Annotated in this window: 8 protein-coding genes and 2 pseudogenes; 7 read left to right on the top strand and 3 right to left on the bottom strand. The window is 56.1% G+C overall.

From position 1 onward, the window contains the following. Both BSU04_RS25360 and BSU04_RS25350 read left to right on the top strand, forming a co-directional pair. On the top strand, nucleotides 1-264 hold a 264-nt coding region (locus BSU04_RS25360; protein WP_256982552.1), incomplete at its 5' end, for an integrase core domain-containing protein. Between the two features lie 1,060 nt (nucleotides 265-1,324). Then, complete coding sequence (locus BSU04_RS25350; protein WP_089163164.1) at nucleotides 1,325-2,668, top strand: PQQ-dependent sugar dehydrogenase; 1,344 nt, start codon at nucleotides 1,325-1,327, stop codon at nucleotides 2,666-2,668. Between the two features lie 55 nt (nucleotides 2,669-2,723). Here BSU04_RS25350 and BSU04_RS25345 read toward each other — a convergent pair whose 3' ends face one another. Both BSU04_RS25345 and BSU04_RS25340 read right to left on the bottom strand, forming a co-directional pair. Beyond that, nucleotides 2,724-3,755 (bottom strand): DUF748 domain-containing protein, encoded by a 1,032-nt coding sequence (locus BSU04_RS25345; protein WP_179258435.1) that lies wholly within the window; start codon nucleotides 3,753-3,755, stop codon nucleotides 2,724-2,726. Between the two features lie 553 nt (nucleotides 3,756-4,308). Further along, nucleotides 4,309-5,112 (bottom strand): IS5 family transposase, encoded by an 804-nt coding sequence (locus tag BSU04_RS25340; protein ID WP_256983287.1) that lies wholly within the window; start codon nucleotides 5,110-5,112, stop codon nucleotides 4,309-4,311. Nucleotides 5,113-5,433: 321 nt separating this feature from the next. Between BSU04_RS25340 and BSU04_RS25335 the strand changes: the two genes are divergently transcribed. Both BSU04_RS25335 and BSU04_RS25330 read left to right on the top strand, forming a co-directional pair. Then, nucleotides 5,434-5,766, top strand: coding sequence for a hypothetical protein (locus BSU04_RS25335; RefSeq protein WP_256983286.1), 333 nt, complete (start codon nucleotides 5,434-5,436; stop codon nucleotides 5,764-5,766). 74 nt (nucleotides 5,767-5,840) lie between these two features. Beyond that, nucleotides 5,841-7,349: an integrase catalytic domain-containing protein gene (locus BSU04_RS25330; RefSeq protein WP_089163161.1), complete on the top strand. Its 1,509-nt coding sequence runs from the start codon at nucleotides 5,841-5,843 to the stop codon at nucleotides 7,347-7,349. Between the two features lie 1,165 nt (nucleotides 7,350-8,514). Here BSU04_RS25330 and BSU04_RS25325 read toward each other — a convergent pair. Then, a pseudogene (locus BSU04_RS25325) lies at nucleotides 8,515-10,067 on the bottom strand (IS3 family transposase). A gap of 88 nt (nucleotides 10,068-10,155) precedes the next feature. Here BSU04_RS25325 and BSU04_RS25320 point away from each other — a divergent pair. The 3 genes and pseudogenes from BSU04_RS25320 (at nucleotide 10,156) to BSU04_RS25310 (ending at nucleotide 12,187) form a co-directional block, all read left to right on the top strand. After that, nucleotides 10,156-10,542, top strand: coding sequence for a hypothetical protein (locus BSU04_RS25320; RefSeq protein ID WP_089163160.1), 387 nt, complete (start codon nucleotides 10,156-10,158; stop codon nucleotides 10,540-10,542). Nucleotides 10,543-10,811: 269 nt separating this feature from the next. Beyond that, nucleotides 10,812-11,107, top strand: a pseudogene (locus tag BSU04_RS25315) (transposase); the annotation flags it as partial. A 66-nt stretch (nucleotides 11,108-11,173) separates the two neighbouring features. Then, nucleotides 11,174-12,187: an IS110 family transposase gene (locus BSU04_RS25310; protein WP_089163159.1), complete on the top strand. Its 1,014-nt coding sequence runs from the start codon at nucleotides 11,174-11,176 to the stop codon at nucleotides 12,185-12,187. The last annotated feature ends 76 nt before the right edge of the window (nucleotides 12,188-12,263 follow it).

The raw sequence follows: 12,263 nt of genomic DNA, 5'->3' as shown, positions 1-12,263 counted from the left end.
GAGCGACTGTGGCGCAACGTCAAGCACGAGGACGTGTATTTGAACGGATATGAAACGATGGGCGAGCTCACGCTCGGCATGACGCGTTACTTCGATTTTTACAATAGCGAACGACCGCACCAGTCACTGGACTACCAAACACCTAACATCGTGTACGCGAGCGGGCATGGTGGCGGCGCTCTCATCGTCGACAAGTTTGGCTCTGGAAAAGAAAAAACAGGGCAGCGCTGTTCCGCTGCAAGCGTGGATCTGAGTACAGCTTAAATCCAATCAAAAGCTGTCTTGACGAACGGGTCCACTTTACGGTAACCGATGACAGTCACTAGCAGAATTAACGCACCTCAACAGTTACGGAGAGGGAGACCGGCCCGGTAATCCGATTTTGGCGAACCAGTGGCGACACGCCTACTCCAGCGAGGAATTGACGTAGTTGTTTATCTGCCTTGACCATTCTGTCCGTCATTGCGGCAATCAATTGCTTGTCATGCACCGGCAGTGAGTTCCCGGTCACGGATGTGCCCCGATCGCGGATTAGGCCTTGGACGCCCTGTGGTGGCTGGCGCGAGGCCGTTTGCAACTCTGCTCTAGCGCGTCTCACCAAAGCCCATGCGCTGAACATAGCGCCGTATGCGCCAAAGAGACCAACTCGTTGATGCGGTGCCGGTTCTCGTGGCCGCCTCAGTCAGTCGCCATCGCGAAGTGACCGCACGATTCCTTGGGTGCTGATTGCTAATCTTTTTCAGTTACGAACGCCATAGGAGATTTTGTAAGGAATGGCTAAGGATCGTTGATTGCTGCCACTCAGAAATGCGTTGCAGCAAGTCCAACTTAGTTTTGTTTTTTGTTGCGACCCCACGGTGTTGCGCCGTTCGATTTAAAGCCCCGGTCCCCGTCGAGTCCGCGAGTCGATTAGATTGAACATCCACCGTAAGACTTGCATCGAGCATGTGGTTAAAAGCTGTATCCTGATTGTCACTTTCTTTGGCTACCGTCATGGTTGACGATCGGTCTCGGGGGAACGGTCTAAGGACTGACATTAGCCGCGAGCGTTTTTCCATACTCGCCTCCGCTGTGCTACCTGGCCTTTTTCGGTGCTGCTCGAACGGGTACCGGGCGCACCGCAAACTGCCGACACGTTCGATGGAACGAACGCACCGGAAGTTGTCGGGTAGGAACAGTGTTTTTTCTGAAGCGTTCGACATCACTGCGGTCGGTGCGACCAGCACGCTGTCAGCGGCGTGACTGATCAATACAATAACTCGTACTCGGTATTTATTGATTTTTCCGGTCGCCTCTTGCAATGCCAACAAACGGACGTGGATCTATGAACATTTGGAAGCCAAGGTCAGCACTAACGTTAGCAGCGCTCGCATGTCTGGCTGCTTGCGGTGCGACATCAACAGTACCGGAGGTAGCCGGTTACGGCGCCGCGCCTGCCTTGCCAGAACCGACAAAGTCGCTCGTAACGACTGTCAACATTGCGCCTGCACGGGGTTTTGAACCGGACGATCGCCCCAAAGCAGTCAGCGGTTTTGCGGTCAACGCATTTGCCCGTGATCTGGATCATCCTCGCTGGATATACGTCCTTCCAAACGGAGACGTTCTCGTCGCGGAAGCGGATGCGCCGGCTATACATGACCAAACAGGAGGCCCAATTACGCGACTTGTGTCATGGGTGAGAAAGCTCGTCATGAAGCGCGCAGGCGCCGGTGTGCCAAGTCCAAATAAGATAATTCTGCTGCGCGCAGCGAGCGCGGGCGCCGCTGCCCAGACCAGAACGATTCTGATCGATGGATTGAATTCGCCCTTTGGTATGGCTTTGGTCGGGAACGATCTGTACGTAGCGGATACTGACGCGCTGCTTCGCTTCACATATGTACCGGGCGAGACGGTGATCACGTCGCCTGGCGTGAAAGTCGCAGACCTGCCTGCGGGACCGATCGACCATCATTGGACGAAGAATATCATTGCTAGTGCGGACGGCACCCACCTCTTCATCACGGTCGGGTCAAACAGCAATGCAGCAGAAAATGGCATCGAGGTCGAGACAGATCGCGCTCGAATCCTCGATTTTGATATCAAAGCAGGTAAAGCGCGCGTCTTCGCGACCGGCCTACGCAATGCGAACGGTATGTCATGGCAACCCCAAACCGGTGAGCTATGGGCCGCAGTCAACGAACGAGATGATCTCGGCAACGACCTAGTGCCCGACTACATGACCGCAGTGCGTGACGGGGCATTTTACGGGTGGCCTTACAGTTACTATGGATCGCACATCGATACGCGTGTGAAACCACAACGCCCAGATTTGGTGGCGAAGGCGATCGTTCCAGACTATGCACTGGGAAACCATACGGCGTCGCTCGGTTTAACTTTCTATGACTCGACGCTCTTCCCTCGCCATTATCGCGACGGCGCGTTTGTTGGTCAGCATGGGTCGTGGAACCGCAAGCCGCGCACCGGTTATAAGGTCGTCTTTGTGCCGTTCACCAACGGCAAACCCTCTGGTCCCCCCGAAGATTTTCTGACTGGCTTTTTGGATTCCGAAGGCAACGCCAAGGGTCGCCCCGTCGGCGTCGCTGTCGATCGTGGCGGCGCCTTGCTCGTTGCCGACGATGTCGGTAACGCGATATGGCGTGTCGTCCCGGCAAAAACAAACGCCCCTTAAAGTTCGAAGTCGGCGTTGTCATGCTCAGCCGGTCCGACCCGATCGGCGTAGGAAGCTATTTCGAGAACAAGCTCCCCAATTTGCGCCCGATGCCTTCCACGGCCTGCGTGGCCCCTTTCGCGATTCCGCTTGCTCCTGAGGCCACCGCGCTGGGAAAGCCTTTCATGATCTCTGCGCCCACGCTCTGTGTCAGAGAAAAATGAGGGTCTCGAAGGTTGCCATCCAGTTCAAACTTGAGCTTGATGGTTCCTGAAGGGTCTTTAAGCGCCGCGACGGCTGATTTCGCTGGCACGGACGCGATGGTGTCGCCCGCGTTTTCGCTTTGTGCCAGTTGTAGATTCTTGAGAACGACGGAGCCAGGAGCATGGATACGTCCGTTCTGAACGGTCGTGTCCAATGCGAGATCGATCGTGCCGCTGCGCGCCTTCGCCGTGCTGCCGCCTTCCTTGACCAGATAAGGGTCGAACAAGGTGATATCGACGTTGCGAAGGTGCGTTTGCAACCGTGAGTCGCTGTTCGAAAAAGTTATCGAGCCCTTGCTCGACACCGTTCCCTCGTGAGAAGGGCCGTGCAAAGAACCGGTCAGTGCGATGGTTGTCGGATCGGAAAGTTCGGGAAGGCGCACATGATGCGCCTCACCATCGGCGTTTGTGATTAGGATGCGATAGGGTGGCTTCCGAATGGCCTCATCGACAAGCTCAACGGTGCCGTCGCGGAAAACAATAAGGTCGATCAGCTTGTCGGCGTTCGCGCGCGTGGCCGCTGCCCGGGACTGCCCATCCGCTTCACGTTCTTCGGGAGTGAAGCGCGGCAATACGCGAAGGCCACCGTTACGCGCCCGTACAACTGACAGATAGTAACGATCTACGAAAACATACTGAGCGTGAACGCGGGGCGTAAAAAGCGTTCGCCAATCAAGCTTGAATACCGCGTGTTCGGCCCGAAACAAATCCTTCGTGGGCCACTCTCGTGGAGCACGTAATTCGATGCGCATCAGGGTCACCGTGAAAAAACCCACCTCGATGTGCTCGGCGGACCCGTTGGGACCTAGTAACTCCGCCACTTGTAGCTTGAGTTCCCGCACCATGAGGCCCCATCCTCCGACTCCAAAAAGCCCGGTACATACTATGATGATGGCAATTCGATGGGACCACCGGGCAGGTTTGAAGGAAGCCATGTGTTTTTCCTTTACCCAGTCGGGCGGCGCTGGGCCGCCCTTTATTAGATCGCTCCGAAACTAGATCCCGACACCAGCCAGGTTGTTGCAGCCGCATATGGGGCCGGTCAACTTGAATGTGCAAGGGTGGCCCCTTCCCGCCTAGATTCCTCATCGACTATACGTCAGTTGTCGCCCGTGACGTGATGGGCAAAATCGATCTAACCGCCGGTGCCAGTGAATACCGCGTCTTCTCTATCAACTGGTTGCGCGTTTCAGTACTGAGCAAGCGGTAGACATCGAGCCGCGTGCTCGGGCACGTGGAGCTAAAAGGATCGTTGTGAAAAAGAGTGGTAATGAAACCATCACGAATGTACTTATAATCAGGAATGCAGATATAAATCACGTGACAGTACGCGACGCGCTGCGGCGCCGGAAAACCTCGGGGTACGCGATGAGACTCAGCAGTAATGCCGCAGGTTGATCATCTATAGGCGAGTGTCTTGAACGCGTAGTGGACTGCACTGAGACGTTCGAAGCGCAGTAGAAGCCGGCGGAACTTGTCTTCCCAGGCGAAAACGCGCTCAATGGTCCTGAAGCGCTCCTCGAAGATGGCCGGATCAAAGCGCTGCTTGCGACCGCGTTTTGTTGCCTTGCGAGCGCGCGGGTTTTCGGGAATATTGGGAATCATGTTCCGGTTGAAGATCGCCTTGCGGTTAGCCCGGCAATCGTAGACGCCATCCAGGCTGACTGTCGTGCCTTGCAAATCCATCCCGATGGCACGCGCGATCTGCCTGAGTCGGGGTAGCGCGTCACGCAGCAAGGGCGATTCGTTGCGGTTGCCAGGCGCGGATATGAATGGCGCGATGATGTTGCAGTTGCGATCACAGAAGGCGACGACCTTGTCGCCTTTCAGGTGCTTGTGACCGCTGTAGCCGAGATTGTCGCCCCCTTTTTTCGCGGCCGTTGTCGTGCCATCGCCGTGAATGACCCTCAGATCGAGCAGCTGATCATCATGAAGCCGGCTCACCGAGCTCTCAAAGATGGCATCCATGCAACCATCGGCCTGCCAGCGGCGCATCGCGCGGTAGACGCGGGTGTGATGGATTTCGGGACGCCCCTCGCAATCCTTGTCGATCGGCAGCGTCTTCCACTGGCATCCCATATAAAGCACCTGCAGAATGTAGTTGAAGATCTTGTGCAGGCTCAACTGTGGCGGCGGTCCGCGCCGTCCACGGCTCAGGTGCGGCAGGACAAATTGCTCAAACTGCGCCACGCTCAGTTTCACCGGAATCGCTTGCCAGCGTTGCTTTCCACTCATTCAGACGTCCACAAATCTGGACTTTAACTGATCCGGCCCACAACAGACGAACTGTCAGGCCCAGCAAGGATCGCAGACAAATTCGATCACCCTAAAAAACGCGCAACCAGTTGCCACAGACGACCACAACGGAGCGACAACTATAGCCAATTGACAGCGACAATTACCCCCGTCGACCGGCGCATTGACTCACCAAAACTGCAACTTCCGCTGACCTGTTGCCTCATGTAGTTTGCTACCGGTCGGATTGTCCGGCAGGAGCAGCGCGAGGTGACGAGGCAAATCAGCATGACGACACGCAAGGAGTTGGTTGCAGCATTGCAATTGCGGTATAGCAGCGCGGCGTTGGGCGACCGGATCAAGATTCTCGACGAGTTTGTAGCTTTGACTGGGTACCACCGCAAGCACGCCATCCGGCTGCTGCGTGAGAAGGCATCCATTACGCAGGGGACGCCCGCACGGAATCGTCTCTATGACGAGGCAGTGCGCCAAGCATTGATCGTGTTGTGGGAAGCGGCCGATAGGATTTGCGGCAAGCGTTTAAAGGCGCTGATTCCAATGTTGGTTGATGCCATGGAACGACATGGCGCATTGACTCATCAGAATTGCAACTCGCGCTGACCCGTTGCCTCACGTAGTTTGCTACCCGTCGGATTGTCCGGCGGGAGCGGCTCGAGGTGACGAGGCAAATCAGCATGACGACACGCAAGGAATTGGTTGCAGCATTGCAATTGCGGTATCGCAGCGCCACGTTCAGTGAGCGGATCAGGATTCTCGACAAATTCGTTGCACTAACCGGTTATCACCGCAAACACGTCATCCGGCTGTTGCGGCAAGAGCCCTGTGGGATGAAGACGGTTCGCGAACGGAGCCGTCTTTACGATGAGGCGGTACGCCTAGCGCTGACGGTGTTGTGGGAAGCAGGTGACCGGGTATGCGGTAAGCGCCTGAAGGCATTGATCCCGAAGCTGGTTGATGCCATGGAACGGCACGGCCATCTCGACCTAGATCCGGTCATCAAAGCCAAACTCCTTCAGATCAGCGCGGCGACCATCGATCGCATGCTGAGCAATGCGCGTTTGCAGATCGACGGGCAGCGCAAACGTCGCAAGGGTGTGGGTTCGGCCATCCGGCGAAGCATCCCGGTGCGGACGTTCGCCGACTGGCGCGATCCGCCACCTGGCTTCTTCGAGATCGACATGGTCGAACACTGTGGTGGCTCGAAGACTGATGGCGAGTTCGTCCACACGTTGACGTTGACCGATATCGCCAGCGGATGGACGGAATGTGTGTCGATGCGTAGGCGCAACCAGATGCTCGTTATAGAAGCGTTCGACCAGGTGGCCGCCGATCTGCCGTTTCCAATGCTTGGAGTGGATTCGGATAACGACACCGCGTTCATGAACCAGAGCGTGTTCGATTACTGCAAAGGACATGGACTCGAGCAGACACGTTCGCGGGCCTACAAGAAGAACGATCAGGCCTGGGTGGAACAGAAGAACGCCTCCGTGGTACGGCGGCTGGTTGGCTATGGCCGACTGAGCGGCGCGGACGCGACAAATGCGCTGGCGCAGCTGTACGCGTCATCGCGTCTGTACATTAACTTCTTCCAGCCGTCGTTCAAGTTGAAATCCAAGACGCGTGAGGGCGCACGAGTACACAAGCTTTACTTCACGCCGGCGACGCCGTGTGATCGGCTTCTGGAACACGAGAGCGTTGCACCGGCCATTAAAGAAAGGCTCAAGACGCAGTTCAAGAGCCTCGATCCCGTTAGGTTGTTGCAGGAAATGCGAACGGCCCAGCAGATATTGAGCGAGTTCACGGCCTATGGTGCGCGCGCTGAAGAAGCGCCAACGGGCGAATCAGATGTTACGGTCTTCCTCGCCAGTCTGTCCTCGGCATGGAAGGAAGGCGAAGCTCGTCCGACCCATCGAAAGCAACCCAAAGCAAAGCATTGGTGGAGAAGTCGTGTGGATCCGTTCGCCGACGCATGGTCGGTTATTGAAGGTTGGCTGGTCGCCGAGCCCGGGGTGTCGGCCAACGAGTTGATGGATCGGTTGGCAAGAATGATTCCGGACGCCTATGCAAAAAAGGCGCAGTTAAGAACGTTGCAGCGCCGAGTTAAAGCATGGCGCGTCGAACGAGTGAAAGAAATGGTTCTGGGCAGCTTGCGTAAGCATGCTGCCACGCACACTGAAGCCTGATCTGCGGAAACCCTGAAAGTCGGCGGGGGCCGGGCGCTACGCGCCCGGCAAACAAGGAAGAAGATAAAACAAACTAAAACGACAATAACCCTTCGGGTAACATTCTTTCCTGAGGCAACACGCCCGGACTTGCTGATTGTCGCCGTCCACCACGTTCACGCAGCCACACTTCTACGTCCGGATACGGCGTGTACCGCTCCCGTAAAAGGGGTCTGGGGAGCAATGGAACAGGGAAGTCAGTTAAGCCCGGCGAACTCGCCTGACGTAGAGTTCGGAGGGCAATGACCTATCGAGGCCGCGCTATGTCCCTTCTAGCTGATGAGCGAGAGTTCGGTACATGGTTGGGCGGGAAACCGAAAACAGCTCGGCTAGATTTGCGACTTTCAGCGATACATGGCGGGAAAATGCGAGCGCGATGTGACGCCGATAACAAGTGTGCTGTAGGCGGCTTCGACGCGATGATCTAAGGGCAGTTCACGACCCTATACGGCCACTCCTTTTTCCAGATACCGGTCATCTGTACGGAGCGCATGAGAACGCCGGATACCTTAGTTCAGCAACAACAGAATGACTGGTTTGTATGAACGTCAATATTTATATATTCTTTTAAGATAAAGCTCGATTTAATTGTTATCTCTTAGTTTAATCAAAGTATTTAATACTTTCCGCTGCGACGTCGTCATCTAACTAATCTTTTTATTGCTTACTAAAACTAAATTAATTAATACAATCAGGTCTACCGCAATTGACAATGGGAACAGGTAAAAAGTTGCTGACCAAAAATATATAGATATTACAATTAGCAAGGGGTCGTCATTCGAAATAACAGCCGAATGACTTACCATCTGTTGAATAACGACAAAGCAAAACGCACCAACAATCGAAAACGGTAAAGCCATCTTCCACTGCGGGATTGATCGCATGTTCGACAGGAGCTTTTCTCTACGTGCCTTAGTAGCCTCATCCAATCCAAGGAGACATTTCCCTAACGTCCAGGCGATTCCAATTCCGGCTAACGCGGAGCAAAAAAAAGTAATGCCACAGCACAGATTTACAAATGGGGTACCTTGACGGCCATTCACGATTGGAAAATAACTGTGATGCGTTAGCTTGACGCTCGTACTGAAGCTGAGGGCGGTGACTGTCAAGATAGTTGGAACGCGCGTTATGCAGCCTCTAAGACATCACGGAGCTGTCGCGTTTCGTCGTCTGGTTTCGGGTTGAGCCAGACACAACCAATCGGTTCCCAGTTGCGCAGTTTCCCGGACCATCGAGCCGGGTTATTTTGTCGAGCGACTTGATACAGCTGCCGACGCTTCTCCAAGATCGCTTTATCCTGCCCTGCGTGCCGATGCGCTGGTGCGACGAACCGGATCGCGCTATGACGATGCTCGTGGTTGTACCAATTAGCGAATTGATGCACCCACAGACGTGCGTCTTGTAGGCTTTCAAAGCCCTCAGGCGGGAAATCCGGTCGATACTTGCACGTCCGGAATAAGGCCTCGGAGAAGGCATTGTCATTTGATACGCGAGGGCGACTGTGCGACGGCGTAATGCCCAGTTTTTCCAACGTGATTTGCAACGTCGAGCCTTTCATCGCACTTCCGTTGTCAGCGTGCAGTACCAGTGGCTGATGCAGACACTGCTCCCGTAGTACCGCTCGCTGAACGACCGTGCCGCTATTGACCATATTTTCTGCCTCGAATACTTCTGCGCCCACGATCTTGCGGCTATAAATATCAAGGATCAAATACAGGTAATAGAACTGTCCGCGCACGCACTTGGCGAGATAGGTCACGTCCCAGCTCCAGAGCTGATTCGGCCCGTCTGCACGGTGCCTACGGGGTGGCCCCACATGGCGGGGTGCCGCTGCGCGTCCACGGCGATGCTGCGCATTAGCCTCACGCAGCACACGATAAAATGTCGACTCTGACGCCAAATACCGCGCCTCTTCATCGAGCAAGCGCACCACGATCTGCGATGGCGGCAGGCTCGCAAAGTCCGGGCGCAAGCACGTCTGCAACACCACTGCACGTTCGGCCTGGCTTAGCGCGTGCGAGGGCGTGGCGTGAACCGCGTGCGCTCGTGCGTCTTCGCCTCCAGCCGACCAACGGCGATAGGTATTAAGCCCAATGCGCATCTCGGCGCAGGCTTTCGCCAGGCGCGCGCCGTCGCGCCGTGCCGTATTGACCAATTCCACCGCATGCTGGCGATCTTGAGCATTGGTCATTCGTCCTCGTCTCCCCAGATCGCCTGCGCTTTTTTTCTAAGTGTCAGCAAAGCTGCCGTTTCTGCTAAGGCCGCGTTCTTGCGCCGAAGTTCGCGCTCCAAGTCCTTGCTGCGGCGGCGCTCGACTTTAAGCGCCTCACTGTCCTGGCGACTGCCTTGTTCACTGCGCTCGTTGGCCAGCTCGCAGCTCGCGCGCCAACGCCGCAATTGCTCCGGATATAAGCCACGACGACGGCAGTACTCTGCCAATTCGATCTCAGATAACGCCGCGCTTTCCAACACAGCATTGAACTTGTCGCGCGAGCTCCAGCTTTCGCTGTCGGCGGCATTGGCAGGCAGCAAACGACCACGCCCGCGCGCCGCTTTGCGCCAGTTGTATATCGTCGCTTCGGAAATGCCTTCTTCTCGCGACAATTCAGAGACGGTGCAATTGTGCGGCGCCAACAGCTTCTTCAGGATCGCTTCCTTGCGCTCTTCGGAATACTTCATCGAAATCTTCTCTTTGCCCCCAGTCAGGGTTCAAACTCTAACAGCACGCCAGGTTCCAACAATCCTGACAGAGGGGGCGGCAAGCGGGATGGCGCATGTAATCTCCGACGCTAATGTAGGTGGTGGTGGCGAAGACCGACGCCGCGAAGAACTGACACTCCAGGTCACCGATGCAAGTGGCCAGCCCATCAGCGCGAAGTGCGCGCTGACGAATGACAAGGGCGACTGGTCGACGACTGCGCCGGGTACGGTCAAGGTGCTTCGTTCGGCGGGCGACCTCACCATCGCTTGCTCGAAAGATGGCAGCAACATGCACACGTTGGTTGTGAGCGCGGGCACGACGCAAATTCAGCCGAAACACTTCCAATTTCAAGGCGACTCCGACAGTGACGAGGACGCAATCACGGTGCCTTACTACAACGCGGCGCTCCCCCTGAACCTCGCCGGCGCACCCGCATCGCAGGCAGCGAATTAACCGCCGCCTTGATGGCAATGCGGCGCGGGAACTGCTCGCATAGGACATGCGTTTGGTGATGTAGGCCCGTTTTCTGATGCCTACGTCTCCACCGGTGCCCTGCCAACGGCGGGCGCATTCCGCAAACGCGAATCATTGCAGTACTAGGTTGTCGCCGGCAAGTCTGCCGCAGCGCGTCAGCTATGCTTGGGCAAATGAGCTTTGAGGTTCCCCCGGAATTTCGTCTTCCATGAGGTCGTGTGTAAACTCGACTAAAAGGAAGGAAAGCGATGTTGAAGATACCGAAGCAGGAATACACGACGGAGTTCAGGACGCTGGCGGTAAAGCGGGTGAAAGACGGGCAAAACATTCGTGACGTAGCGCGAGAATTGGGGATTTCACATCAGACGCTGCGTAATTGGGTGAAAGCGCATGACGCGGGAACGCTGAACGGTCCGGGGACCAAGGTCATCACGCCGGAGCAGATGGAATTGTCGCGTTTGCGTGCAGAGAACAAGCGGCTGACGATGGAGCTGGAGATCACAAAAAAAGCGGCGGCATACTTCGCGAGGGAACTGCTGTGAAGTAATGCAATGGACTCCCCACCCCTCGGGGTGGGGATAATTACGATTTTCCAATGGGGAGGTCCAACATGAGCGCAGAACTGATCGGGCTCGATATTGCGAAGAATGTCATTCAGGTTCACGGAGTGAACGCAGTCGGCGCAGCGGTACTGACGAAGCGCCTCAAACGTTCTCAGGTGCTTGAGTATTTCGCAAACCTGTCGCCTTGCCTGATCGCGATAGAGGCTTGCGCTGGTTCGCACTATTGGGCGCGCCGACTGGCTGGCTTCGGGCACCGAATCAAGCTCATTCCTGCGCAATATGTGAAACCATTCGTCCGGCGTTCCAAAACAGATGCCCGTGACGCCGCAGCCATTTGCGAGGCGGCTCGTCAGCCGGACATGCCAACAGTCGCTGTCAACACCGAGGAACAACAGGCTGTCCAGATGTTGCACCGAATTCGACAACGGCTTATGCAAGAGCGCACCGCCTTGATCAATCAGGCACGCGGGTTACTGGGCGAATTCGGAATCGTCTTCCCAATTCACGTTTCGGCCTTCAAAGAGGGAGCACGAAAACTTCTCGCGGATGAAAGCGACGCGTTGCCCGCTTTGGCGCGGCACCTATTGCTTGATTTGTGCACTGAGTTGACGGCGCTGGAAGAGCGGATCGACGCCGTTGATGGGCGCGTGAGACGATTGGCGAAAGAAGATGAGCGTTGCGCCAGGCTGCAGGAAATCCCCGGCATCGGTCCGGTGACGGCCACGGCCTTGATCGCCGCGGTGGGGGATGCGAAACGATATCGCAGTGCAAGACATATGGCCGCCAGTTTCGGGCTCACGCCTCACGAGCACAGCAGCGGAGGCAAGCAAAAGTTGCTCGGTATCAGCAAACGGGGAGATCGGTACATCCGCTGGCTGCTGGTCCAAGGAGCGCGGTCGATCATGCGATTTGCGAGCAAGCGAACCGATGCGCTGTCGCGCTGGGTCTGTCAGCTCGCGAGCAGACGTGGGGTGAATGTCGCAGCGGCGGCACTGGCGAACAAACTAGCACGCATAGCGTGGGCGTTGCTTGCCAAGAGCGAGCGCTTCGCGAGCGCATGAATCCATAAAATCTCTGCAGTACAACCACCAGCAGTTTGCGAACGATGAACAATCGATGATGCGATGGGTCTGACCC

The sequence above is a fragment of the Caballeronia sordidicola genome, assembly GCF_002220365.1.
GTDB classification, from domain to species: domain Bacteria; phylum Pseudomonadota; class Gammaproteobacteria; order Burkholderiales; family Burkholderiaceae; genus Caballeronia; species Caballeronia sordidicola_C.
The sequence above is the reverse complement of the archived record's forward strand: the minus strand, read 5'-3'. Positions and strand labels throughout refer to the sequence as shown.